The sequence below is a fragment of the Burkholderia sola genome (genome assembly GCF_905400185.1).
Lineage (GTDB): Bacteria > Pseudomonadota > Gammaproteobacteria > Burkholderiales > Burkholderiaceae > Burkholderia > Burkholderia sola.
Map to the genome: position 1 here is coordinate 840,802 of NZ_FR989675.1, position 22,527 is coordinate 863,328.

At 64.8% G+C, this 22,527-nt stretch carries 27 protein-coding genes and 1 pseudogene; 22 read left to right on the forward strand and 6 right to left on the reverse strand.

The genetic code is table 11. From position 1 onward, the window contains the following. Window positions 1-25: 25 nt before the first annotated feature. The 7 genes from KR541_RS03865 (at window position 26) to groL (ending at window position 5,325) form a co-directional block, all read left to right on the forward strand. Complete coding sequence (locus tag KR541_RS03865) at window positions 26-541, forward strand: sigma-70 family RNA polymerase sigma factor (RefSeq protein ID WP_216089358.1); 516 nt, start codon at window positions 26-28, stop codon at window positions 539-541. Beyond that, on the forward strand, window positions 538-1,320 hold the full coding sequence (locus KR541_RS03870; protein ID WP_124654047.1) for an anti-sigma factor family protein: 783 nt from the start codon (window positions 538-540) through the stop codon (window positions 1,318-1,320). The genes KR541_RS03865 and KR541_RS03870 overlap by 4 nt, the downstream gene beginning before the upstream one ends. A gap of 26 nt (window positions 1,321-1,346) precedes the next feature. Further along, window positions 1,347-1,766 (forward strand): cupredoxin domain-containing protein, encoded by a 420-nt coding sequence (locus tag KR541_RS03875; RefSeq protein WP_124654045.1) that lies wholly within the window; start codon window positions 1,347-1,349, stop codon window positions 1,764-1,766. Continuing rightward, a complete protein-coding gene (locus KR541_RS03880; RefSeq protein ID WP_050011693.1) occupies window positions 1,763-2,395 on the forward strand; it encodes a LolA family protein in 633 nt (210 codons plus the stop codon). Before KR541_RS03875 ends, KR541_RS03880 begins: the two co-directional genes overlap by 4 nt. 44 nt (window positions 2,396-2,439) lie before the next feature. Further along, entirely contained in the window at window positions 2,440-2,952 is a 513-nt protein-coding gene (locus tag KR541_RS03885; protein ID WP_050011692.1) for an SRPBCC family protein, read from the forward strand. 392 nt (window positions 2,953-3,344) lie between these two features. After that, entirely contained in the window at window positions 3,345-3,638 is a 294-nt protein-coding gene (gene groES, locus KR541_RS03890) for a co-chaperone GroES (RefSeq protein WP_004186661.1), read from the forward strand. 46 nt (window positions 3,639-3,684) lie between these two features. Further along, window positions 3,685-5,325, forward strand: a complete 1,641-nt coding sequence (gene groL, locus KR541_RS03895) for a chaperonin GroEL (protein WP_006476740.1) — start codon at window positions 3,685-3,687, stop codon at window positions 5,323-5,325. 110 nt (window positions 5,326-5,435) lie between these two features. Here the strand turns inward: groL and KR541_RS03900 are convergent, their stop codons facing one another. From KR541_RS03900 to KR541_RS03910, 4 genes and pseudogenes are all read right to left on the reverse strand, one after another. Continuing rightward, a complete protein-coding gene (locus KR541_RS03900; protein WP_124630623.1) occupies window positions 5,436-5,888 on the reverse strand; it encodes a hypothetical protein in 453 nt (150 codons plus the stop codon). A gap of 1 nt (window position 5,889) precedes the next feature. Beyond that, window positions 5,890-6,234: a peptidoglycan recognition protein family protein gene (locus tag KR541_RS36630; RefSeq protein ID WP_239468926.1), complete on the reverse strand. Its 345-nt coding sequence runs from the start codon at window positions 6,232-6,234 to the stop codon at window positions 5,890-5,892. A gap of 71 nt (window positions 6,235-6,305) precedes the next feature. Continuing rightward, window positions 6,306-6,422, reverse strand: a pseudogene (locus KR541_RS36635) (peptidoglycan recognition protein family protein); the annotation flags it as partial. A gap of 95 nt (window positions 6,423-6,517) precedes the next feature. Next, window positions 6,518-7,000 (reverse strand): Hcp family type VI secretion system effector, encoded by a 483-nt coding sequence (locus tag KR541_RS03910; protein ID WP_216089359.1) that lies wholly within the window; start codon window positions 6,998-7,000, stop codon window positions 6,518-6,520. Between the two features lie 34 nt (window positions 7,001-7,034). Between KR541_RS03910 and KR541_RS03915 the strand changes: the two genes are divergently transcribed. Beyond that, window positions 7,035-7,358, forward strand: coding sequence for a hypothetical protein (locus KR541_RS03915; RefSeq protein ID WP_124593926.1), 324 nt, complete (start codon window positions 7,035-7,037; stop codon window positions 7,356-7,358). Between the two features lie 19 nt (window positions 7,359-7,377). On the opposite strand, the gene KR541_RS03920 is transcribed toward KR541_RS03915, so the two are convergent. Beyond that, window positions 7,378-8,244, reverse strand: a complete 867-nt coding sequence (locus KR541_RS03920) for a hydroxymethylpyrimidine/phosphomethylpyrimidine kinase (RefSeq protein ID WP_050011689.1) — start codon at window positions 8,242-8,244, stop codon at window positions 7,378-7,380. 255 nt (window positions 8,245-8,499) lie between these two features. Between KR541_RS03920 and KR541_RS03925 the strand changes: the two genes are divergently transcribed. From KR541_RS03925 to KR541_RS03960, 8 genes are all read left to right on the forward strand, one after another. Continuing rightward, window positions 8,500-8,670 carry a rubredoxin gene (locus KR541_RS03925; RefSeq protein WP_004186709.1) on the forward strand — a complete coding sequence of 57 codons (171 nt, stop codon included), beginning with the start codon at window positions 8,500-8,502 and terminating at the stop codon, window positions 8,668-8,670. A gap of 104 nt (window positions 8,671-8,774) precedes the next feature. Further along, window positions 8,775-10,079: a hypothetical protein gene (locus tag KR541_RS03930; protein ID WP_216089360.1), complete on the forward strand. Its 1,305-nt coding sequence runs from the start codon at window positions 8,775-8,777 to the stop codon at window positions 10,077-10,079. A 182-nt stretch (window positions 10,080-10,261) separates the two neighbouring features. Continuing rightward, complete coding sequence (locus KR541_RS03935) at window positions 10,262-10,840, forward strand: YqgE/AlgH family protein (RefSeq protein WP_034206570.1); 579 nt, start codon at window positions 10,262-10,264, stop codon at window positions 10,838-10,840. Then, entirely contained in the window at window positions 10,837-11,286 is a 450-nt protein-coding gene (gene ruvX, locus KR541_RS03940; RefSeq protein WP_006476737.1) for a Holliday junction resolvase RuvX, read from the forward strand. The genes KR541_RS03935 and ruvX overlap by 4 nt, the downstream gene beginning before the upstream one ends. Further along, a complete protein-coding gene (pyrR, locus tag KR541_RS03945; protein ID WP_050011687.1) occupies window positions 11,273-11,785 on the forward strand; it encodes a bifunctional pyr operon transcriptional regulator/uracil phosphoribosyltransferase PyrR in 513 nt (170 codons plus the stop codon). The genes ruvX and pyrR overlap by 14 nt, the downstream gene beginning before the upstream one ends. Window positions 11,786-11,858: 73 nt before the next feature. Then, window positions 11,859-12,890 carry an aspartate carbamoyltransferase catalytic subunit gene (locus KR541_RS03950; RefSeq protein ID WP_006476735.1) on the forward strand — a complete coding sequence of 344 codons (1,032 nt, stop codon included), beginning with the start codon at window positions 11,859-11,861 and terminating at the stop codon, window positions 12,888-12,890. Window positions 12,891-12,951: 61 nt separating this feature from the next. Continuing rightward, complete coding sequence (locus KR541_RS03955; RefSeq protein WP_050011686.1) at window positions 12,952-14,229, forward strand: dihydroorotase; 1,278 nt, start codon at window positions 12,952-12,954, stop codon at window positions 14,227-14,229. A 19-nt stretch (window positions 14,230-14,248) separates the two neighbouring features. After that, window positions 14,249-15,106: a lysophospholipid acyltransferase family protein gene (locus KR541_RS03960; protein ID WP_050011685.1), complete on the forward strand. Its 858-nt coding sequence runs from the start codon at window positions 14,249-14,251 to the stop codon at window positions 15,104-15,106. A gap of 31 nt (window positions 15,107-15,137) precedes the next feature. Here the strand turns inward: KR541_RS03960 and KR541_RS03965 are convergent, their stop codons facing one another. Then, on the reverse strand, window positions 15,138-15,977 hold the full coding sequence (locus tag KR541_RS03965) for a symmetrical bis(5'-nucleosyl)-tetraphosphatase (RefSeq protein WP_216089361.1): 840 nt from the start codon (window positions 15,975-15,977) through the stop codon (window positions 15,138-15,140). Window positions 15,978-16,318: 341 nt separating this feature from the next. On the opposite strand from KR541_RS03965, the gene rfbB reads away from it, so the two are divergent. The 6 genes from rfbB to KR541_RS03995 all read left to right on the forward strand — a co-directional run bounded on the left by rfbB (window position 16,319) and on the right by KR541_RS03995 (window position 22,332). Continuing rightward, window positions 16,319-17,380: a dTDP-glucose 4,6-dehydratase gene (gene rfbB, locus KR541_RS03970; RefSeq protein WP_216089362.1), complete on the forward strand. Its 1,062-nt coding sequence runs from the start codon at window positions 16,319-16,321 to the stop codon at window positions 17,378-17,380. Window positions 17,381-17,391: 11 nt separating this feature from the next. After that, complete coding sequence (gene rfbA / locus KR541_RS03975; RefSeq protein WP_216089363.1) at window positions 17,392-18,285, forward strand: glucose-1-phosphate thymidylyltransferase RfbA; 894 nt, start codon at window positions 17,392-17,394, stop codon at window positions 18,283-18,285. Next, window positions 18,270-18,821, forward strand: a complete 552-nt coding sequence (rfbC, locus tag KR541_RS03980) for a dTDP-4-dehydrorhamnose 3,5-epimerase (protein ID WP_216089364.1) — start codon at window positions 18,270-18,272, stop codon at window positions 18,819-18,821. The genes rfbA and rfbC overlap by 16 nt, the downstream gene beginning before the upstream one ends. Continuing rightward, entirely contained in the window at window positions 18,814-19,728 is a 915-nt protein-coding gene (rfbD, locus tag KR541_RS03985; protein ID WP_216089365.1) for a dTDP-4-dehydrorhamnose reductase, read from the forward strand. Before rfbC ends, rfbD begins: the two co-directional genes overlap by 8 nt. A 117-nt stretch (window positions 19,729-19,845) precedes the next feature. After that, window positions 19,846-21,264 carry a mannose-1-phosphate guanylyltransferase/mannose-6-phosphate isomerase gene (locus KR541_RS03990; RefSeq protein WP_216089628.1) on the forward strand — a complete coding sequence of 473 codons (1,419 nt, stop codon included), beginning with the start codon at window positions 19,846-19,848 and terminating at the stop codon, window positions 21,262-21,264. Window positions 21,265-21,417: 153 nt separating this feature from the next. Next, complete coding sequence (locus KR541_RS03995; RefSeq protein WP_216089366.1) at window positions 21,418-22,332, forward strand: glycosyltransferase family 2 protein; 915 nt, start codon at window positions 21,418-21,420, stop codon at window positions 22,330-22,332. The last annotated feature ends 195 nt before the right edge of the window (window positions 22,333-22,527 follow it).

A 22,527-nucleotide genomic window follows, 5' to 3' on the forward strand; every position in this document is an offset into this window, starting at 1 on the left:
GCGCGGCGACGCGCGAGGCGCCCCGATGAGCTATGAATCGGACCTGCTGGTATGGCTTCCGCATCTCACGCGCTATGCGCGTGCGCTGACGGGCGAGCGCGCATGGGCCGACGATCTCGTGCAGGACACGCTCGAGCGTGCGCTGAACCGGCCGCCGCGCGACGGCGGCAACCTGCGCGCATGGTTACTGACGCTGCTGCGGCACCGCTTCATCGACCAGTTGCGCGCGCGGCACGAGATCGCGGTCGACGACGCGACGGCGCCGTGGCAGACGATGGCCGCGCCGGTCGGCGAGGTCGGCGGGCTGGAGTTGCGCGACGTGCAGCGTGCGCTGTACCGGCTGCCGGTCGAACAGCGCGAGGTGCTGCTGCTGGTCGCGCTGGAGGAGTTGAGCTATCGCGATGCCGCGCAGGTGCTCGGCGTGCCGGTGGGCACGGTGATGTCGCGGCTCGCGCGGGCGCGCGCGCACATGCGCGCGTTGCTGTCGGACGCGCCGTCGACGCACGGCACGGCCACGTTACGGGTGATCGGGAAGCCATGATGGACGATCCGCGCAAGCCTTCGAACGAGCAGGGAGACGATGCGTCGGCGCAACTGCTGTCCGCGCTGCTGGACGGCGAACTGTCCGGGCACGAGCGGCGCGAGGTGCTCGCGCGCCTGCAGGCCGATCCGCACGAAGCCGAACGATTCGCGCATTACCGCGCGCAGCGCGATGCGCTGAAGGCGCTGTTCCCGTTGCCGGGCGCGGCGCCCGCGTTGTTCGTGCAGCGCCGCGCGCCGCGCTGGCGCGCGGTCGCGCATGCGTTCGCGGGGCTGGCGGCCGGGCTGCTGATCGGTGTCGCGCTGCATGCGGGCTGGGCGGCATTCGGCCGCGAACCGGCGTTCGCCGCGCGCGCCGATGTCGCCTACGCGGTGTACGCGGCCGACCGCGAGCATCCGGTGGAAGTCGGCGCGAACGATCCCGAGCGTCTCGCCGCGTGGTTGTCGGCGCGCGTCGGCCGGCCGGTGCGCGCGCCGTCGCTCGACGAATACGGTTACGCGCTGCTGGGCGGCCGGTTGCTGCCCGGCGACGCGGGGCCGGCCGCGCAGCTCATGTACCAGCGCGCGGACGGTGCGCGCGTGACGCTGTACATGACCGCATACGATGCGCGGCGTCTCGCGCCGCGCGCGCTGTCGGCGAACGGCCGCTACACGTATTTCTGGTCGGATCGCGGCATGGGTTATGCGCTGTCCGGCCGTGGCGACGAACGGCGTCTGCGCGAGCTCGCGATCGACGCATGCGGTGCGCTGGGCGGGCCGACCGACGCGTGGAAGGGCTGACGCGCGGCGCCCGCAGGGAGCAGGCGATGAAGATGGCGACGATGAAGGGGCTCGTACTGGCGGTGTTCGCCGCGGGCACGGTGCTTGCGCACGCGGATGCCGACACGCCCCTGCGCGTGCCGATCGACGCGGACGGCGTGCAGCGCGTGACGATCGTCGGCGGCAGCTATTTCTTCCGGCCGAATCACGTGATCGTCCGTGCGCACGCGCCGGTCGAACTCACCGTGTCGGCCGAGCCCGGCGTGGTGCCGCACAGCTTCGAGATCGACGCGCCGCAGGCCGGCATCGAGGTACGCACCGAGCTCGGCACGACGCCGAAGACGTTTCGTTTCACGCCGGTGCAGCCGGGGCGATTCGCCTACTATTGCACGCACCGGCTGCTGTTTTTCAGTAGCCATCGCGAGCGCGGGATGGAAGGCGTGCTCGAAGTCGAGGCGGCGCCGTGATCGCCGCGTTGCTGGCCGCGAGCCTGATAGGAGCGAGCATGACAGCCGATCCCGTGACCGTCGCGCAGGCGCATTTCGACCACGTCCGCTCGTACCGCGCGACGATCCGCTCGTCGGCGCGCGACGGCGAGCGCACCGAAATCCGCTACGCGTACCTGAAACCGGGCTTCGTCCGGATGGATTTCGTGTCGCCGCATCGCGGCGCGGTGCTCGCGTACGATCCCGGCGACGGCAAGGTCAGGCTGCGCCCGTTCGGCACGCATGCGCCGCCCGCGCTGACGCTGTCGCCGTCCAATCCGCTCGTGCGCGACCGCACCGGCCACCGGGTCGACCGCTCGGACGTCGGCGAACTGCTGCGCAACGTACATGCGCTGCAGCAGGGCGGTGCGACGGTGACCGAAGGCAAGGAGGCCGTCGGCGGCCGGACCGCGCAGCGCGTGCTGGTCACGGGCGCACCCGCGCACGCGATCGACGGCGTGCATCGCTACCGGTTGTGGCTCGACGCCGCGGACGGTTTTCCGCTGAAGGTCGTCAGCTATGCGGGCGACGACGACGTGCCGCTCGAAACCGTGACGCTCGACGACGTGGAGATCGACGTCGCGTTTCCCGAGCGTTTCTTCGCGCCCTGACGGCGCGCCGATCCGCGTTCCTGAACGCGCATGCCGGAGGCTGCATGGCGGAGTACCGGTTTTCGACGACCTGGCGGGTGGATGCGCCGCTCGCGGCGGTCTGGGACGCGATCTACCAGGTCGATCGCTGGCCCGACTGGTGGAAGGGCGCCGTGCGCACCGTCGAGCTCGAGCCTGGCGACGCGCGCGGCGTCGGCGCGTTGCACCGGTATACGTGGAAGGGAGCGCTGCCGTACCGGCTGACCTTCGACATGCGCGTGCGGCGCGTCGAGCGGCCGCATGCGCTCGAAGGCCATGCGAGCGGTGCGATCGAGGGCGACGGCTGCTGGTCGTTCGCCGCCGACGGCGCGCGCACCGTCGTGCGCTACGACTGGCACATCCGCACGCGCGGCTGGATGAACTGGCTGGAGCCGCTCGCGCGGCCGCTGTTCCGGTGGAACCACGACGTCGTGATGCGCGAAGGCGCGAAGGGGCTCGCGCGGCGGCTGGGCGCGACCGTCGAGACGGACGGCCGGACCTTCCGGCCGTTGTCCGGCGCGGACTGCGCCGACGCGTGAAATCGGCCCGGCGACGCCGGCGAGCGAGCACGGCGCGGCAGACGAAATCGGCGTCGCGCGGTTTTTTCGATGCGATGTCACCGGTCCCGGGAACTCCGGGCTTACCCGGTGTCCAAACGGGGCTGGATGGGATCAGCGGGCCGCATGGGCCCGCCTGTCGGGTCGGTTGCATTCGATATGGCATTGTTTTAAAAGGGGTTTTTGTTGTTTTCGTGGGTTTTTCCCGCCGCGTCGCCGCCCCGAAAATTCCTCCGGTTTCCCTTCTTGAATTTGTCAAAACCCGTCCATATAATTAGCACTCGCTGCACGAGAGTGCTAACAATTCTCTGCCGGGCGCCACGCCGGGCAGTTTCCCTAAGCGTTCTTCAATCTCAGTCAAGAGAGGAGTGAATATGAACCTTCGTCCTTTGCACGATCGCGTGATCGTCAAGCGCCTGGATCAGGAAACCAAGACCGCCTCGGGCATCGTGATCCCCGACGCCGCTGCTGAAAAGCCGGATCAGGGCGAAGTCCTGGCCATCGGCCCGGGCAAGCGCGACGACAAGGGCGCCCCGATCGCGCTCGACGTGAAGGTCGGCGATCGTGTCCTGTTCGGCAAGTACGCAGGTCAGACCGTGAAGGTCGACGGCCAGGAACTGCTGGTCATGCGCGAAGAAGACATCATGGCCGTGGTCAACGCCAAGTAAGCGTCCTCCGACGGTACATATTCCCAAGAATTCAAGGAGTTAGAAGATGGCAGCTAAAGACGTCGTATTCGGCGATTCCGCCCGTTCGAAGATGGTCGAAGGCGTGAACATTCTCGCCAACGCAGTCAAGGTCACGCTGGGTCCGAAGGGCCGCAACGTCGTGCTCGAGCGCAGCTTCGGCGGCCCGACGGTCACCAAGGACGGTGTGTCGGTCGCGAAGGAAATCGAGCTGAAGGACAAGCTCCAGAACATGGGCGCGCAAATGGTCAAGGAAGTCGCTTCCAAGACCAGCGACAACGCAGGCGACGGCACGACGACGGCAACCGTCCTCGCGCAATCGATCGTTCGCGAAGGCATGAAGTACGTCGCATCGGGCATGAACCCGATGGACCTGAAGCGCGGCATCGACAAGGCAGTCGCAGCGGCTGTCGAAGAGCTGAAGAAGATCAGCAAGCCGTGCACGACCAACAAGGAAATCGCACAGGTCGGCTCGATCTCGGCGAACAGCGACTCGTCGATCGGCGATCGCATCGCTGAAGCGATGGACAAGGTCGGCAAGGAAGGCGTGATCACCGTCGAAGACGGCAAGTCGCTGGCCGACGAGCTCGACGTCGTCGAAGGCATGCAATTCGACCGCGGCTACCTGTCGCCGTACTTCATCAACAACCCGGACAAGCAAGTCGCCGTCCTCGACAACCCGTTCGTGCTGCTGCACGACAAGAAGGTGTCGAACATCCGTGATCTGCTGCCGGTGCTCGAGCAAGTCGCGAAGGCTGGCCGTCCGCTGCTGATCATCGCTGAAGACGTCGAAGGCGAGGCACTGGCCACGCTGGTCGTCAACAACATCCGCGGCATCCTGAAGACCGTTGCGGTCAAGGCGCCGGGCTTCGGCGATCGTCGCAAGGCAATGCTGGAAGACATCGCGATCCTGACCGGCGGTCAAGTCGTCGCGGAAGAAACCGGCCTGACGCTCGAGAAGGCAACGCTGGCAGAACTGGGCCAGGCGAAGCGCATCGAAGTGGGCAAGGAAAACACGACGATCATCGACGGCGCAGGCGAAGCCGTGAACATCGAAGCACGCGTGAAGCAAGTGCGCGCGCAAATCGAAGAAGCGACGTCGGACTACGACCGTGAAAAGCTGCAAGAGCGCGTGGCCAAGCTGGCAGGCGGCGTTGCGGTGATCAAGGTCGGTGCTGCGACCGAAGTCGAAATGAAGGAAAAGAAGGCACGTGTCGAAGACGCACTGCACGCGACGCGCGCAGCTGTGGAAGAAGGCATCGTTGCAGGTGGCGGCGTTGCGCTGATCCGCGCACGCACCGCGATCGCAGGCCTGACCGGCGCGAACGCCGACCAGAACGCCGGCATCAAGATCGTGCTGCGCGCAATGGAAGAGCCGCTGCGCCAGATCGTCACGAACGGCGGCGAAGAAGCCAGCGTCGTCGTGGCGGCGGTTGCTGCAGGCAAGGGCAACTACGGCTACAACGCAGCAACGGGCGAGTACGTCGACATGGTTGAAGCCGGCGTCGTCGACCCGACCAAGGTCACGCGCACCGCACTGCAGAACGCAGCTTCGGTTGCAGGCCTGCTGCTGACGACGGACGCAGCTGTCGCAGAACTGCCGAAGGAAGATGCACCGATGCCGGGCGGCATGCCGGGCGGCATGGGCGGCATGGGCATGGACATGTAATCGACTTCGGTCGATTGTCCGGAGCGCGCAGCGATGCGCGTTCCAGCCAAAAGAAAAGACCCGCAGCGATGCGGGTCTTTTTTTATATGTGCGTGTCGGCGCGATTGGAATCAGAAGCCCGGCAGATAGCACGAAGCGTCGTCGTCTTCATCGTGAAGGCCGTAGCTGCATGCGAACGGGTCGTGCCAGCCGTTATGGCGACCGTTGTAGAGATAGACCGTGTTGCCGTTCGATGCCCATGTCAGTGACGCGGTGCCGCTGGAGTAAACACGCCACCTTCCCGAACTGCCGTCCGGGAACGATACGGTGCCGCTCGAATGGCAGGGCGAGTAGTAATCGTGTGCCACGAACCTGCCGTCAATCGGCGCTGCTCTGGAAAAGAAGCGCTTCAGCTGGTCGACGGTCGGTGTGAAGTTTCTGCATGCATCCGTTGTACGCGGATCGTCCGGGGTCGAAGTCTGGCCGGAGTGCTCGACCGTCACGGCCTTCACCCCTCTGGCCTGACAGACGGTGATCGGGACGCACAACGCAACCGCGGCGACACATCTGGCTAGAACCATCATGTCATTCCCACCGTGCAGTGCTTGCTTCGGTGGCGTTCTTGCGTCCGACTTCCGGGTGCCGATACACCTCTCGCATCTCGACGTTCAGCGTTTCAGACAATTCGCGAACCAGCCATTTGAGCGATGCATTCTGTTCGGTTGTGACGCTTTCATAGATGGGTTCCGCGGTTTTCTCGTCGGGGTAGTACATGCCGACAAGTTCGATTCCTATTGCGTCCGAGTTGGACGGGTAGCGGTCCGGAAATGCCTTCCGGGATTCATGGCGATGGAATGCCGTTGGACCGGCTTGGTACGCGCGCCGTGCCGCTCGGAGGTCTGCGGTCGAGCAGTTAGTGTGGTGATACAACGTGACTGTAATTTACCGATGTGATTGGTCATCCTGTGCAGGGAGGCGGTCTGATAGATCATGCCATCTTTGTCGATCAGGAAATGGGCGCCGTTCGGGACGTGCGCGGTATTGCTATAGCTATTGAATGTACTGGAGACGGTGGCGCCCCCGGTTTGATGGACGACGATTCCGTTCAGGTGCTCCATCGACCCTCGTTCGATGGACGAGTATATTTTGACGATCACGCGTTCCGCGTCGACGTGGCCCTGCTTTGAAATGAAAAGCACGACTCCTCCAATTCTCAAGTCGCTTTGCCGGTTTTGACGTCGTATCCTGCCGCGACCGTTCCGCCGCTCCCGCCTTGCGCGTTCTGAACGACATACTCCTGCCGGATATGGGCGAATGAGAGTTGGACTTCCTCCCGGGGCCGCGCCATGTTGAAATTGGCGACTGAATTGATCCGTGTGATGACGACATCATCCAGCGTGATCTTCAGGTACTCGAGTGGCATGCAGCCGGCCTTGCGCGCGACAAGAACGGCGTTCTCGATATGATTCCCTTTTAGGCAATGCAGCATGAGGATCGGTGATGCGCGATCGACATAATGCTCGATGGTCAGATCGTTGGCCGTGCATTCGGCTTCAATGCTGCCGGCCCCTGAGCGTGTGGACGATGGCTGATCGGCGGACCAGTCCCACGCCAATACCTCGATCTCGTCAGGATGCGACGCATCTCGAGATTCGCCTTTGATGCCGGCCAGTTTCAGGAAAATGTCTTGCGCCATCGCATGCTCCTTTGTATCGGTCACATTGAGTGAAATGGACCGTAGCATTGAGCTTGGTGGTCAATCTATTGGACCGGTTCGATTTTCGGCGCAATTGGACGTTGAAAAGTACGACGCCAATTTATCGTTGGTCGAAAGTCGCCAGAGTAGGACGGGCGCGAACGCGGATTCGGCCGCGATGATTGAGCGGCTGCGATTGCGCGGGCCGACGCGCTGGTCGGGAAAACGAAGATTCGGAGGGTGTCGCGCCGAGCCGGCAGCCGATGGCGATGGTTTTGCATGCATCGGCGTCGATTTGCCGATGCGGGAGGTGTGCTGCCGAGACGACGAGAAGGGCGGCCGGCGTTTGATTGCGTGAACCCCGCCGCCCCGACGACTCAATGCCGATGCGATGTCCTCGGCACCAGGTCGGCCTTCACGGCCGGCGGCGTGTCCGACTCGTCGTTGCTGCGCGCCCAGAAGAACCGGTCGGGCAGGTACGCGCCCATGCCGGGCCGGAACGCGTCGCGCACGGCCTGGTACAGGTATTCCTGCGCCTCGCGCACGGCTTCCGGCGGCTCCTGGCCGTTCGCGAGCAGCGCCGCGATGGCCGCGCCGAGCGTATCGGTGATGCCCATCAGCCGGTGCGGCGAGCGATCCCACATGTCTTCGCGAAGCTGGCCTTCCTCGCCGTACAGCGTATTGACGAGCCGGTGCGAGCCCGTTTCCGACGACAGGATGTATTCGCAGCCCTGCGACAGCAGGTGCGACACGGCCGCGTCGAGATTCGGCGCCTCGGCATCGCCGTCCGGCTGCGCGAGCGCGATCAGTGTCGCGTGGTCGGCCACCAATAACGTGGTTTGCGGTGCCAGCAGGTCGGCGATCGACTCGCGCAGGTCGTCGGCGGCGAGGACGTGTTCGTCGTCGAGCGTGAAGTCCGGTGCGAGCACGAGCGGCACGCCGTCGTAGTCGGCGACGACTTCGGCGATCGCGCTCACGACTTCCGCACGCGTCGCCGCGCCGATCTTGAACGCGGCAACCGGCATGTCCTCGAGCAGCATGCGCGCCTGCGCGGCGACGACGTCGGGATCGAGGCCCGTGACTTCATCGCAGGCGGCCGAGTCGCGCACGGTATAGCCGGTCAGGACGGACACGCCGTGACAGCCCATGCTCGCCAGGGTCATCAGATCGGCTTGGAGGCCGGAGCCGCCGGTGGGATCGGACAGGCCGAAGGTGAGGACGATCGGAGGGGCGTTGCTGGACATGTAAAAATGGGGCAAGAGAAAAACGGACAAGCGACGGAGATGCGGACGGCGAGGCGAATGGGCTTGTTTGGCCCTGTGTTGCCCGGCAGGCCGCACTTTTCAACCATTATGCGGTGGAATCCGGCCGGTACGACGGATTTTTTAGCGCAGCGCAACGTAGTTGCCGTCCTCCAGCGCGATTGCTAGGCAGTCCGGCCCCGACACGGTACCATCATGGCTCCCGAATTTACCGACTTTTCCCCGACGCGGCTTAAGATGGAATACAAGAGCTGGATGTGCCTGATTTGTGGCTGGATTTACGACGAAGAAGCCGGGCTGCCGGAAGAGGGCATTGCCCCGGGCACGCGCTGGGAAGACGTCCCGATCAACTGGACGTGTCCCGAATGCGGCGCCCGCAAGGAAGACTTCGAGATGGTCCAGATCTGATCGGACCGCTGGCCCACGGACACCCCGCTCAGGCCTCGCACCGGCCCGGCGCTTGCGCGCCGCGGTTCGCGCGAGCGACTTGACGATGACAGGCGCGCGTGTCCATGACGTCCGATCCGGCGAACGTTCCCCACCCTGACGCATTGCCCAACCCGCGCGGCGGCGCCGTACGCGCGGCCGACGCGTGGCTGGCGGCGGCCGCCGACGCATTCGAGCGGCGCGACGACGCCGCGGCGCCGCTGGCGGCGGCCGCGGCCGTGCTCGCGGAAGCCGGCTGGCTGCCGGCCGCGCGTTTTGCCGGGCAACTGTCGGCCGCCGTGCCGCTCGTCGCCACCGAGCCGACTTCGGCCGGCTGGCGCGCGGCGCTGCACGATTTTCGTGCGGCCGTCGGCCGCCACAACCTGCGCGAGCTCGCGTGCTCGCCGGTTCTCTTCGAGCATTTCCGTGCGTTACGTGCGCAAAGCGCCGCCGACCTGCGCGCGAACACGCCGCTCGATGCGCTCGCGCTGGTCGGCCGGGCGGTGCCGCCTGCCACGCTGCGTGCGCTACCCGATGCCTTCGCGCCCCGGATTCGCGCCCGCTACGAGCAGGCGCTGCTCGACGTGCTGCGTGCCGAGCACGGCGTGCCGGGCGCGGCGCTCGACGAAGTCGACGCGATGCTGGCCGCGCTCACCGACGACGGGCCGTACGATTTCTGGCGGCTCGCGGCCGCGTGCGTGCGGACGCTGCGCGCAAGCGGCGCACCCGAGCTGAAGCGCTTTCTCGCGCGGATCAACCTGCTGCTCGGCGAACACGCGCAGGGCCGGCGCAGCGCGCCGCCCGAGCTGGTGCGCGAGACGGTGGCGCTGCTGTGGCGCGATTTCGCGCTGTTCGGCGCCGCCGCCGAGGACGTCGCGCTCGTCGACGTGCTGCACGACTACGGATTGACGGTCGACTGGCACGTCGCCGGCACGCCCGCCTCCGAAGCATTGTGGGAGGCCGATGCGGCGCGGGCCGAGCACGATGCGGTCGCCGCCGCCGCGCCCACCCGTGCGCTCGGCGTCGTGACCGTCAACGCGCATGCCTATGAGGATTTCCTGCAGACCGCCGATGCGTCGATGGCCGACCTGGCGGCCAACCCGGCCACCGCCGACGCCGGCGCCGCATGGCACGCGTCCGCCGCCGCCTACCGGGTCGGCACGGCCGCGTGCGCGCTCGGGCTCGGCCACGCGGCGCTGCTGGCCGACACGCTGGGCCTCGCGTGGCGCCGTGCAGCCCACGGCGTGCCGCTCGCCGACGGCGGCCTCGATGCGCACCGCCACGCGTCCGACATGCTGCGTGCGGCGCTCCTGAAGATCGCGGCCGGCGTCGCGCCGCCGGATCTCACGGCGGCGTCCGAAGCGCTCGGCACGGCCCTCGGCCGGACCTGACGAACAAGGGGACGGACACGCGACGGCAGCCCTTGTCGCACGGGCCTGCAACACGCTGCCGACAGCGCCCGCGCGCGTGTTAGAGTGCCGTGTGATCCGCGTGCGCCGTTGCCAGCGCGGCGCGGCGTTGCTTGTTGATCGCGGCCCGGTCAGGTCGCGGCGTCTTTGCTAAAATTCAAACCATGTCAAAGCCTTCCGATCGCATCAATCTCACCAACCAGTTCCTGATCGCCATGCCGAACATGGCCGATCCGACGTTCTCGGGAACGGTGATCTATCTTTGCGATCACAGCGAGCGCGGTGCGCTCGGCCTCGTCATCAATCGTCCTACCGACATCGACCTCGAATCGCTGTTCAACCGCATCGACCTGAAGCTCGACATCGAGCCGCTGCTGCACATTCCCGTGTACTTCGGCGGCCCCGTCCAGACCGAGCGCGGCTTCGTGCTGCACGAGCCGGTCGAGGGCGCGAGCTACAACTCGTCGATGTCCGTCGACGGCGGGCTCGAGATGACGACGTCGAAGGACGTGCTCGAGGCGGTCGCGACGGGCACCGGCCCGAAACGCTTCCTGCTGACGCTCGGCCATGCAGGCTGGGGCGCCGGCCAGCTCGAGGAAGAAATTTCCCGCAACGGCTGGCTGACGGTCGCCGCCGATCCGCGCATCGTGTTCGACACGCCGGCCGAAGAGCGCTTCGAAGCCGCACTGGGCCTGCTCGGCGTCAGCTCGTCGATGCTGTCCGGCGAAGCAGGGCACGCATGAGTGGCGCGAGCGCGCGCGATGCGACGCTCCTGGCGTTCGACTACGGCGAAAAACGGATCGGCGTCGCGATCGGCAACGCGCTGACGCGCTCGGCCCGCGCGCTCGTCGTGATCCAGAACCTGAACCGCGAGCACCGCTTCAAGGCGGTCGGCGACTTGCTGGCCGAATGGCGGCCGGACGCGCTCGTCGTGGGGCTGCCGATGCATCCGGACGGCACGCCGCACGACATGACGCAGCAGGCGAAGCGTTTCGGCAACCAGCTGAACGGCCGCTTCGGGCTGCCCGTCACGTGGGTCGACGAGCGCTATTCGTCGGTCGAGGCCGAGGCCGGGCTGCGCGAGCGCAACGTGCGCGGCCGCGCCCGCACCGACATGCTCGATGCCGAAGCCGCGCGCGTCATCCTTCAACAGTATCTCGATCAATTGTCCGACCATGAGCACCATTGACGCCGAGGCGCTTTACCGCGTCCTGCTCGACCAGATCCGCGCAGCCTACGGCACGGCGTTCGCCGAACCGGGCGGCCCGCGGCTCGCCGGCATTTACAGCGGCGGCGCGTGGCTCGCCGAGCGCCTCGCGCGCGATCTCGGCGCTCAGGCGTTCGGCGTCGTCAACGTCGCGCTGCACCGCGACGACTACGCGAAGAAGGGGCTGCACAGCCAGGCCAGCCCGACGTCGCTGCCGTTCGAGATCGACGGCGCGCGCATCGTGCTCGTCGACGACGTGCTGTACACCGGGCGCACCGTGCGCGCGGCGCTCAACGAGTTGTTCGACTACGGCCGTCCGGCCGCGGTCGAGCTCGCGGTGCTCGCCGATCGCGGCGGCCGCGAGCTGCCGGTCGCCGCACGCTTCGCGGGCGGCACGCTCGACGTGCCGGCCGACGCGACGCTCGTGCTCGCGCGCGACGATGCGGGCTTCACGCTGCGCGTCGAATCGCACGGCGCCTGAACGACACGCGAACCGTATCCCGGGCCGCCGGTTTGCACTGCGGCCCGTTTGCATAGTTGGAATCACGCACACCATGACCACCGACACCACTGGCCGCACCGGCAATCCCGCGGCGGCCGCGAGCCCCGACCGGTTCCGCTACGGTTTCCTGAAGGGCAACCCGCAGCTCACGAAAAACGGCGAGCTGAAGCACCTGCTGTCGATCGAGGGCCTGCCGCGCTCGATCGTCAATCACATCCTCGATACGGCCGAGCAGTTCGTCAGCGTGACGGACCGTGAAGTGAAGAAGGTGCCGCTGCTGCGCGGCAAGTCCGTGTTCAACCTGTTCTTCGAGAATTCGACGCGCACGCGCACGACCTTCGAGATCGCCGCGACGCGCCTGTCGGCCGACGTGCTGAACCTGAACATCAATGCGTCGTCGACGAGCAAGGGCGAATCGCTGCTCGACACGATCAACAACCTGTCGGCGATGCATGCCGACCTGTTCGTCGTGCGTCACGCATCGAGCGGCGCGCCGTACCTGATCGCCGAGCACTGTGCGCCGCACGTGCACGTGATCAACGCCGGCGACGGCCGCCATGCGCATCCGACGCAGGGCCTGCTCGACATGTACACGATCCGTCACTACAAGCGCGACTTCACGAAGCTGCGCGTGGCGATCGTCGGCGACATCCTGCATTCGCGCGTCGCGCGCTCCGACATCCACGCGCTCACCACGCTTGGCGTGCCGGAAGTGCGCGCGATCGGCCCGCGTACGCTGCTGCCGGGCGGCCTCGAGCAGATGGGCGTGAAGGTGTTCCACAACCTCGACGAGGGGCTGAAGGGCGTCGACGTGATCATCATGCTGCGCCTGCAGAACGAACGGATGAGCGGCGCGCTGCTGCCGTCCGCGCAGGAGTACTTCAAGACGTGGGGCCTGACGCCCGAGCGCCTCGCGCTCGCCGCGCCCGACGCGATCGTGATGCACCCGGGCCCGATGAACCGCGGCGTCGAGATCGATTCGCAGGTCGCCGACGGTCCGCAATCGGTGATCCTCAACCAGGTCACGTTCGGCATCGCCGTGCGCATGGCGGTGATGGGCATCGTCGCCGGCAACAGCGACTGAGCCCGCTTTCGCGCGTCCTCATTCAGGCATTCAACGCAATCAACGTATTCACAGACAGCGCATGAAGATTCATATCCAAGGCGGCACGCTGATCGACCCGGTCGCCGGCACCGAACGGCAGGCCGACGTATTCGTCGCGGACGGCAAGATCGCCGCGCTGGGCAGCGCGCCGGCCGGTTTCAACGCGGACAAGACGATCGACGCATCGGGCCTGATCGTCGCGCCCGGCCTCGTCGACCTGTGCGCGCGGCTGCGCGAGCCCGGCTACGAGCACAAGGCGACGCTCGCGTCCGAGATGGCCGCGGCCGTCGCGGGCGGCGTCACGACCCTCGTGTGCCCGCCGGACACCGATCCCGTGCTCGACGAGCCGGGCCTCGTCGAGATGCTCAAGTTCCGCGCGCGCAACCTGCACCAGGCGAACGTGCATCCGCTCGGCGCGCTGACGGTCGGCCTCAAGGGTGAAGTGATCACCGAGATGGTCGCGCTGACCGAATCCGGCTGCGTCGGCTTCACGCATGCGAACGTGCCGGTGCGCGACACGCAGGTGCTGCTGCGCGCGCTGCAGTACGCAAGCACTTACGGCTACACGACGTGGCTGCGTCCGCTCGACGCGTTCATCGGCCGCGGCGGCGTGGCCGCGAGCGGCGCGCTCGCGTCGCGGCTCGGGCTGTCCGGCGTGCCGGTCGCGGCCGAGACGATCGCGCTGCACACGATTTTCGAACTGATGCGCGTGACGGGCGCGCGCGTGCACCTCGCGCGGCTGTCGTCGGCGGCCGGGCTTGCGCTCGTACGTGAAGCGAAGGCCGAGGGGCTGCCCGTGACCTGCGACGTCGGCGTGAACCACGTCCACCTGATCGACGTCGACATCGGCTACTTCGATTCGCAGTTCCGGCTCGATCCGCCGCTGCGCAGCGAGCGCGACCGCGAAGCGATCCGCGTGGCGCTCGCCGACGGCACGATCGACGCGATTTGCTCCGACCACACGCCGGTCGACGACGACGAGAAGCTGCTGCCGTTCGGCGAAGCGACGCCGGGCGCGACGGGGCTCGAGCTGCTGCTGTCGCTGACGCTGAAGTGGGCGGACGAGACGCGCACGCCGCTCGCGCAGGCGCTGCGCCGCATCACGTCCGCGCCGGCCGACGTGCTGCAACTGCCGGCGGGGCGCCTCGCCGAAGGCGGTGCGGCCGACCTGTGCGTGTTCGATCCGCGCGCGCACTGGCGCGTCGAGCCGCGAGCGCTGAAGAGCCAGGGCCACAACTCGCCGTTCCTCGGCTACGAACTGCCGGCCACCGTGCGCGCGACGCTCGTGGCCGGGCAGGTCGCGTTCGAGCGCCACTGAACCACGCCGGATCCTCGCCATGACCGCTCTTCGCAAGCTGCGTCTCGTCTTTCATCTGCTGCGCGGCATGGCGATCGTCGCGCTGCGTTTTTCGCACGTCACGCCCGCGCGCCGCGCGGAGCTGATACGCCGCTGGTCGGTCAAGATGCTGCGCATCTGCGGGATGCGCCTCGTCGTCCACAACGACGGCGCGCGGCTCGACGCGAGCGCGCTCGTCGTGGGCAATCACGTGTCGTGGCTCGACATCTATGCGGTCAACGCGTGGCGGCCGACGCCGTTCGTGTCGAAGGCGGAGGTGCGGCAGTGGCCGGTCGTCGGCTGGCTCGCCGAGAAGCTCGACACCGTGTTCCTGCAGCGCGAGAAGCGCACCGAGGCGATGCGGATCATGCACGAGATGGCCGAGCGCCTGCGCACCGGCGGTGTGATGTGCGTGTTTCCGGAAGGGACGACGTCCGACGGCCAGGATCTGCTGCCATTTCATGCGAACCTGTTCCAGGCCGCGGTATCGGCCGGCTGCGCGGTGCAGCCGATCTGCCTGATGTACGAGGACGCGCACGGGCGGCAGTCGGTCGCGCCGGCCTATACGGGCGAGTTGTCGCTCGGCAAGTCGCTCGACATGGTGCTGCGCGGCGGGCCGCTCGTCGCGCATCTGTACGTGTGCGAGCCGATCGCGCCGGGCGGCGACCGGCGGGCGACGTCCGCGGCGGCGCGCGACGCGATCGCCGCCGCGCTGGCGACGCTGCAGGAGAAGGTCGGCAAGCCGACGGCCGAGTCGCTCGCCGAGTTGCAGAAGCATGCGTATCCGGCGACTGAACTCGGCGCAGACGCGGCGGGCGATGCTGCAGCCGACGCACCCGTGCCGGGGCGCGAGGGCTGATGCACCGGCGGGCGCGTGAATCAGCCTGCCGTCACTCGCCGCCCGGCGAGCGGCACGCTTCGCACTGCACCTGCGTGACCGTGCGCTGTGCCGGATCGGCCGTCAGCCGTACGGCCGACAACTGGTTTCCCCATACGCATCCCGAATCGAGCGCGACGACGTTGTCGCGCAGCATCAGGCCGAGCGCGGCCCAGTGTCCGAACACGACCGTCACGTCCGCGGTGCGGCGCCCCGGCACGTCGAACCACGGCAGGTAGCCGGGCGGCGCACTGTCGGGGCCGCCGTTCGCCTTGAACTCCATCGCGCCGTCGGGCGTGCAGAAGCGCAGGCGCGTGAACGCGTTGAACGCGACACGCATCCGGTCGCGCTTTTTCAGGTTCGGGTTCCATTGGTTGGGTTCGTTGCCGTACAGGCCTTGCAGCGTGTCGCGCCAGTCGGGGGCGCGGAGTGCGAGCTGCAGCTCGTCCGCGAGTTCGAGCGCGAGCGTGGCGTCCCATTGCGGTAGCACGCCCGCGTGGACAAGCAGCTTTCCGTCTTCGACATGCACGAACGGGCGGTGGCGCACCCAGTCGAGCAGGGCTTCGGCGTCGGGGGCGTCGAGGATCTCGCCGATCGTGTCGCCGGGGCGTTCGGTGCGCAGGCCGGCGGAAACCGCGAGCAGGTGAAGGTCGTGATTGCCGAGCACGACGGTCGCGCGTGGGCCGAGATCGACGACCGCGCGCAGCGCGGCGAGGGAGCCCGGGCCGCGGTTGACGACGTCGCCGGCGATCCAGAGGGGCGTGTCGGCGGGGGGCGCGAGCTTGTCGAGCAGCGACTGGAAAGCGGAATGGCAGCCTTGGATGTCGCCGATGGCGATGGGGGGGGAGGTCATGTAGGGCGAGTCCTGCGGTTTTCCAATAAATAAGAAAAATAATTTGTATTATCCGGCGTCATAAAAAATGAATTTCTGGAAATGGCATGAATTTGGCAAGAAATTTTGTTCCCGCCAAGGGTGCGGAGCGCTGTATCAAGTTGTTAGCGGCATGGCTTTTGCGGCGGGCGGCTCCCTATAATTGTCCTTTTCCCGAACAAAATTAGCATTTCATGACTTTGGCGACCATGTTGACCGGTTAAAATTCCCGGTTTGATGTGGCGACCATCGCCAAGTGCTTCGAATTTTGACGCGGCGACCGCCTGAAGGTGCTCGCCGCGCATTACTACAGAGGGAGTGTCATGATTCTGGTTACGGGCGGCGCAGGGTTTATCGGTGCCAACTTCGTACTCGACTGGCTGCGCGATTCCGACGAAGCGGTGCTCAATGTCGACAAGCTCACCTATGCCGGCAACCTCCGCACGCTGCAATCGCTGGACGGCAATCCGAAGCATGTGTTCGCCCGCGTCGACATCTGCGATCGTACCGCGCTCGACGCGCTGTTCGCCGAGCACAAGCCGCGCGCGGTGCTGCACTTCGCCGCCGAAAGCCACGTCGACCGCTCGATCCACGGCCCGGCCGATTTCGTACAGACTAACGTCGTCGGCACGTTCACGCTGCTGGAAGCCGCCCGCCAGTACTGGAACGGCCTGAACGACGCCGACAAGGCCGCGTTCCGCTTCCTGCACGTGTCGACCGACGAGGTGTTCGGTTCACTGTCGGCCACCGACCCGCAATTCTCCGAGACGACGCCTTACGCGCCGAACAGCCCGTATTCCGCGACGAAGGCGGGCTCCGACCATCTGGTGCGCGCGTATCACCATACGTACGGTCTGCCGGTACTCACGACGAACTGTTCGAACAACTACGGCCCGTACCAGTTCCCCGAAAAGCTGATTCCGCTCATGATCGCGAATGCGCTCGCGGGCAAGCCGCTGCCGGTGTATGGCGACGGTCAGAACGTGCGCGACTGGCTGTATGTCGGCGACCACTGCAGCGCGATCCGCGAAGTGCTCGCGCGCGGCGTGCCGGGCGAGACGTACAACGTCGGCGGCTGGAACGAGAAGAAGAATCTCGAAGTCGTGCATACGCTGTGCGACCTGCTCGATAAGGCGCGCCCGAAGGCAGCAGGTTCGTACCGTGACCAGATCACCTATGTCACCGACCGGCCCGGCCACGATCGCCGCTACGCGATCGATGCGCGCAAGCTCGAACGCGAGCTTGGCTGGAAGCCAGCGGAAACGTTCGAGACCGGCCTCGCGAAGACCGTCGACTGGTATCTCGGCAACCAGGTGTGGGCCGACGAAGTCGCGTCGGGCGAGTACCGCAAGTGGGTCGAAACGAACTACGCGAAACGCACCTGAGGAGAGAAGCGATGGCACGTAAAGGCATCATTCTCGCCGGCGGTTCCGGCACCCGGCTGTATCCCATCACGCACGTCGTATCGAAGCAGCTTCTGCCGGTGTACGACAAGCCGATGATCTACTACCCGCTGTCGACGCTGATGATCGCGGGCATTCGCGATGTGCTGATCATCTCGACGCCGCAGGACACACCGCGCTTCGAGTCGATGCTCGGCGACGGCAGCCAGTGGGGGATGAACATCCAGTACGCGGTGCAGCCATCGCCTGACGGGCTCGCGCAAGCATTCATCATCGGCAAGGAATTCGTCGGCAACGATCCGTCGGCGCTGATTCTCGGCGACAACATCTTCTACGGGCACGACCTCGCGAAGCAGCTCGAGCGCGCGCATGCGCAGGAGACGGGCGCGACGGTGTTCGCGTATCACGTGCATGATCCGGAACGTTACGGCGTCGTCGAATTCGACAAGTCGTTCCGTGCGCTGTCGATCGAGGAGAAGCCCGCGAAGCCGCGTTCGAATTACGCGGTGACGGGCCTGTACTTCTACGATAACCGTGTGTGCGACATCGCGGCCGACATCAAGCCGTCGCCGCGAGGCGAGCTGGAAATCACCGACGTCAATTCGCGGTACCTGAAGGATGGCGCGCTCAACGTCGAGATCATGGGGCGTGGCTATGCGTGGCTCGATACTGGCACGCACGATTCGCTGATCGAGGCGGCCAGCTTCATCGCGACGCTGCAGAAGCGGCAGGGTCTCGTGGTCGCATGTCCGGAAGAGATCGCCTATCGCCGCAACTGGATCGACGCGGAGCAAGTGCTGAAGCTGGCACAGCCGCTCGCGAAGAACGCATACGGTCAGTACCTGAAGAACATTCTTACGGATCAAGTCGCATGGCCATCCAAGTAACGGCGACGGCGCTGCCCGAAGTCAAGATCATCGAGCCGAAGGTGTTCGGCGACGCACGCGGGTTTTTCTACGAGAGCTTCAACGGGAAGGAATTCGCCGAGCACGTCGCACCCAGCGTCGAATTCGTGCAGGACAACCATTCGCGGTCGTCGAAGGGCGTGCTGCGCGGGTTGCATTATCAGATCCAGCATGCGCAGGGTAAGCTCGTGCGCGTAGTCGAAGGCGAAGTGTTCGATGTCGCCGTCGACATTCGCAAGGATTCGCCGAACTTCGGCAAGTGGGTGGGTGTAGTGCTGTCGAACGACAACCACCGGCAACTGTGGGTGCCGCCTGGTTTTGCGCACGGGTTCGTCGTGCTGTCGGAGGCCGCGCAGTTCCTCTACAAGACGACCGACTACTGGTTCCCCGAGCACGAGCGCAGCATCGTGTGGAACGACCCAGAGATCGGGATCGAGTGGCCGATCGATTTCGAGCCGCTCCTGGCGGCGAAGGATGCGGCCGGCAAGCGTTTGAGCGAAGCTGAAGTTTATGCGTGAGGTGGGTGTGACTCCTGAACCGACGATCCTCGTGACGGGTGTGAATGGCCAAGTCGGGTTCGAACTGCTGCGCTCGCTGCAAGGCCTTGGCCGCGTGGTGGCATGCGACCGCTCGATGCTCGATCTGTCCGATCTCGATCGGGTGCGCGGCGTTGTACGTGAGCTGAAGCCGTCGATCATCGTGAATCCGGCCGCCTATACGGCCGTCGACAAGGCCGAAATGGACATCGACGCAGCGCGTCGCCTGAATGCCGACGTGCCGCGCGTACTGGCCGAAGAGGCGGCGCGTAGCGGCGCGGCACTCATTCACTACTCGACCGATTATGTGTTCGACGGAGTGAAGCCGGGTGAGTATTGCGAGATCGATCTCCCGGATCCGCAAAATGTCTACGGTGTGACCAAGCTTGAAGGCGAAGCGGCGATCACCTCGTCTGGATGCCGGCATCTCATTTTGCGCACCAGTTGGGTATATGGTGCGCGTGGACATAATTTTTTGCTGACGATGCTTCGTTTGGGCGCAGAACGCTCCGAATTGAAAGTCGTTGCGGATCAAATGGGCGCGCCGACCTGGAGTCACGCCATCGCGACGGCGACGTCGCATGTGATTGCCCAGACGCGCGGTGCCTTGGATGCGGCCGAATGGTGGGACGCACGTTCCGGAACTTACCATCTGACAGCTGGCGGCGACACGTCGTGGTATGGATTCGCATCTGCGATTTTCGAGTTGGCGAATCTTCCGAAGCGGCCGATCGTATTGCCGATTCCCGCTGCCGACTATCCGACGCCGGCGAAGCGGCCATCGAATTCGAGGCTGTCCAACGCTAAGCTGGGGCAGGTTTTTGGTGTGGCCCTGCCGCACTGGCGTGAATCTCTCGGGCTTTGCCTGGCTGGTATGCAGAAGACGTGATCGTTTCTGCAATGTGAGTGGTCGCATGCGCGTGTAGTGCGGGGCGGATGCGGCTGATGTCCGCGGCATCGTACGTCGACCGAAGCGCGTTGATCGTCAATGCAATACGAGGAACATGTGAGCTTGTTGCCGATTATTCTTTGCGGTGGTGCCGGGTCAAGACTTTGGCCCGTGTCTCGTGAATCGCATCCCAAACCGTTCATTCGGCTTGCCGACGGCGAAAGCCTGTTGCAAAAGGCCTTCTTGCGGGCGGCTGGGCTGCCAGGCGTCGATGAAGTGCTCACAGTCACCAATCGCGACCTTTTCTTCAAGACCGAGGATGAGTATCGGGAAGTCAATGCGACCGGATTGGCGACCTCGTTCGTTCTCGAACCTGTTGGCCGAAACACGGCTGCCGCGATCGCCGCGGCAACCGTTTATGCTGCCGCGGCACAGGGTGAACAGGTCGTGATGCTCGTGCTCGCGGCGGATCACCTGATCAACGACACAACCGCGTTTGCGGACGCAGTCGAGAAGGCGTCGGTGCTGGCCAAGGGCGGCCGGCTCGTCACGTTCGGGATACAGCCCGACAGCCCGGAAACCGCATATGGATATATCGAGGCGGATGGAACTGACATCGTGCGTTTCGTCGAGAAGCCCGATCTGGCCCATGCGCAGCAGTATCTCGAGTCCGGGCGGTTTCTGTGGAATTCCGGGATGTTTTGTTTTACGGCGGGAACGATGCTGCGAGAGCTTGCTGAGCATTGCCCCGACATCCTTGATGCCGTGAAAGCATGTATCGATGCGTCACCGTCGTCGTCGAGTGCCGGCGGCGGGGTGCAGATTCGTCTCGAGCCGAATAGTTTCGGTGCTGTTCCTGATGTTTCCGTGGATTATGCAGTGATGGAGAAGTGCCGGCAGGGGTCGGTGGTGCCGTGTTCTATCGGCTGGAGTGACGTCGGATCATGGACGGCACTGGGTGATCTTGCGACTCCGGACGAGCACGGCAATCGCGTAGAAGGCGAAGCCCTGCTCGTCGATGTCAGGAACAGTTATCTGCAGAGTTCCGAGCGTTTGATTGGTGCGGTCGGCGTTGAGAATCTGATCGTGATCGATACACCCGACGCGTTGCTGATTGCAACGCGCAGTCGCGCGCAGGACGTAAAGCAGATCTATGCGGAACTCAAAGCGACTGGTCACGAGGCGTACAAGGTACATCGAACGGTGCATCGCCCATGGGGAACGTACACAGTGCTTGAAGAGGGGCCTCGATTCAAGATCAAGCGCATTGTCGTGAAGTCTGGCGCAAGCCTCAGCCTTCAAATGCATCATCATCGTAGCGAGCACTGGATCGTCGTGTCCGGAATGGCGAAGGTCGTCAATGGTGATGACGCGTTTTTCGTGTCGACCAACGAGTCCACTTACATCCCAGCTGGCCACAAGCACCGGCTGGAGAATCCCGGGGTGGTCGACTTGGTCATGATCGAAGTTCAGAGTGGCGAATATTTGGGCGAAGACGATATCGTCCGCTTCGAGGATAACTACGGGCGAACATGACGCGATGGCTGGCCAGGGCATGGCGAATTTTCGCGTTGCCGAAGCGGTCCGGTGTCACCGATTGCGAAATGGTCGTGTCAAAGTGCATTGGAATCGCAGGATGGCGAACATGACCATTTCGCACGATGCTAGTCCCGTAGACGTAGCAATCTTATGAGCAATACACAAAATCGATCGCCGAACACCGGAGCGGTTATCGTTTTTTTTCATCCGGACGCGGCGTGTGTTGCGCGCGCCAACCGGTTGGCCGAGTCGATGCACTGCGTGGTGGTCGACAATACGCCGGAAGTGCTTGATCGCCGCGCACTCGGGCTGACCGACTCGATTGAATACATTTCCAACGGGTGGAACGCCGGAATTGCGATGGCGTTCAATCAGGGTGTCGGTGCGCTGATTCAGACAGGCTGTGATGTCGCGTTGCTGTTTGATCAGGACAGTGAGCCGCCCCAGTCCTTGCTCACAGATCTGCCGCAACTGATCGTCCGGGCCCGCGAGTCGGGGAGCCGCGTTGCGCTGGTCGGTCCGGCTTACGAGGATCGCCGTCTGCGCGGTGTGGCACCCTTTGTCCGGTTTGGATGGGGGAGGCTTCAACGTATACCACCGGTCGGCGACGTACCCATCGACGTTGACTTCCTTATTTCGTCCGGATCCTGCATCAACCTTGAATGCTGGAAGGACGTTGGCGCAATGGATGAGTCGCTATTCATCGATTTCGTCGATCTCGAATGGTGCATTCGCGCCAAGCAGCGCGGCTATCAGGTCTGGGGGATTCCGTGGTTGCGGATGAGTCACGAACTCGGAGGCGAGCCTGTTCAAGTATTGGGACGTCGTTATCCTATGCACGGGCCTATCCGCCACTATTATCAGTTTAGAAATGTAATCGCATTGATGAAGCGTGCATCGATGCCATTGAAATGGAAATCGACAGAACTCGTGAAGTTGCCATTTCGGGTCCTGATCTATTGTTTTTTTCCGGAGCGACGTGGCGAGCATCTCGCGATGGTATGGCGCGGAATCCGAGATGGTTTGCGCGGGCGACTCGGACCTTATTCCGATAGCGTTCGATGAAAATTTAGGAGGGGCGCCAGGTTGGTTTGAAAGCGGGGCAGTTAGAGGCGAGATAATTACAAATTGATGGATCAGGTAGGGGCTGGAGATAGGTATTAACCCCACTTCCTTTCATGATTATAATCATATGTAATATATTGTAAGATCGTGGCACCCGGCCTTCAGTCAGTGATACATCAAATTTGCCACGGCTAT

Excerpts from the sequence above, each read along its gene's own strand:
- KR541_RS03865 (WP_216089358.1), top strand. The coding sequence starts at position 26 with ATGAGCTATGAATCGGACCTGCTGGTATGGCTTCCGCATCTCACGCGC.
- KR541_RS03870 (WP_124654047.1), top strand. The coding sequence starts at position 538 with ATGATGGACGATCCGCGCAAGCCTTCGAACGAGCAGGGAGACGATGCG.
- KR541_RS03875 (WP_124654045.1), top strand. The coding sequence starts at position 1,347 with ATGAAGATGGCGACGATGAAGGGGCTCGTACTGGCGGTGTTCGCCGCG.
- KR541_RS03885 (WP_050011692.1), top strand. The coding sequence starts at position 2,440 with ATGGCGGAGTACCGGTTTTCGACGACCTGGCGGGTGGATGCGCCGCTC.
- groES (WP_004186661.1), top strand. The coding sequence starts at position 3,345 with ATGAACCTTCGTCCTTTGCACGATCGCGTGATCGTCAAGCGCCTGGAT.
- groL (WP_006476740.1), top strand. The coding sequence starts at position 3,685 with ATGGCAGCTAAAGACGTCGTATTCGGCGATTCCGCCCGTTCGAAGATG.
- KR541_RS03900 (WP_124630623.1), bottom strand. The coding sequence starts at position 5,888 with ATGATGGTTCTAGCCAGATGTGTCGCCGCGGTTGCGTTGTGCGTCCCG.
- KR541_RS03910 (WP_216089359.1), bottom strand. The coding sequence starts at position 7,000 with ATGGCGCAAGACATTTTCCTGAAACTGGCCGGCATCAAAGGCGAATCT.
- KR541_RS03915 (WP_124593926.1), top strand. The coding sequence starts at position 7,035 with ATGGACCGTAGCATTGAGCTTGGTGGTCAATCTATTGGACCGGTTCGA.
- KR541_RS03920 (WP_050011689.1), bottom strand. The coding sequence starts at position 8,244 with ATGTCCAGCAACGCCCCTCCGATCGTCCTCACCTTCGGCCTGTCCGAT.
- KR541_RS03925 (WP_004186709.1), top strand. The coding sequence starts at position 8,500 with ATGGAATACAAGAGCTGGATGTGCCTGATTTGTGGCTGGATTTACGAC.
- KR541_RS03930 (WP_216089360.1), top strand. The coding sequence starts at position 8,775 with ATGACGTCCGATCCGGCGAACGTTCCCCACCCTGACGCATTGCCCAAC.
- KR541_RS03935 (WP_034206570.1), top strand. The coding sequence starts at position 10,262 with ATGTCAAAGCCTTCCGATCGCATCAATCTCACCAACCAGTTCCTGATC.
- ruvX (WP_006476737.1), top strand. The coding sequence starts at position 10,837 with ATGAGTGGCGCGAGCGCGCGCGATGCGACGCTCCTGGCGTTCGACTAC.
- pyrR (WP_050011687.1), top strand. The coding sequence starts at position 11,273 with ATGAGCACCATTGACGCCGAGGCGCTTTACCGCGTCCTGCTCGACCAG.
- KR541_RS03950 (WP_006476735.1), top strand. The coding sequence starts at position 11,859 with ATGACCACCGACACCACTGGCCGCACCGGCAATCCCGCGGCGGCCGCG.
- KR541_RS03955 (WP_050011686.1), top strand. The coding sequence starts at position 12,952 with ATGAAGATTCATATCCAAGGCGGCACGCTGATCGACCCGGTCGCCGGC.
- KR541_RS03960 (WP_050011685.1), top strand. The coding sequence starts at position 14,249 with ATGACCGCTCTTCGCAAGCTGCGTCTCGTCTTTCATCTGCTGCGCGGC.
- KR541_RS03965 (WP_216089361.1), bottom strand. The coding sequence starts at position 15,977 with ATGACCTCCCCCCCCATCGCCATCGGCGACATCCAAGGCTGCCATTCC.
- rfbB (WP_216089362.1), top strand. The coding sequence starts at position 16,319 with ATGATTCTGGTTACGGGCGGCGCAGGGTTTATCGGTGCCAACTTCGTA.
- rfbA (WP_216089363.1), top strand. The coding sequence starts at position 17,392 with ATGGCACGTAAAGGCATCATTCTCGCCGGCGGTTCCGGCACCCGGCTG.
- rfbC (WP_216089364.1), top strand. The coding sequence starts at position 18,270 with ATGGCCATCCAAGTAACGGCGACGGCGCTGCCCGAAGTCAAGATCATC.
- rfbD (WP_216089365.1), top strand. The coding sequence starts at position 18,814 with ATGCGTGAGGTGGGTGTGACTCCTGAACCGACGATCCTCGTGACGGGT.
- KR541_RS03995 (WP_216089366.1), top strand. The coding sequence starts at position 21,418 with ATGAGCAATACACAAAATCGATCGCCGAACACCGGAGCGGTTATCGTT.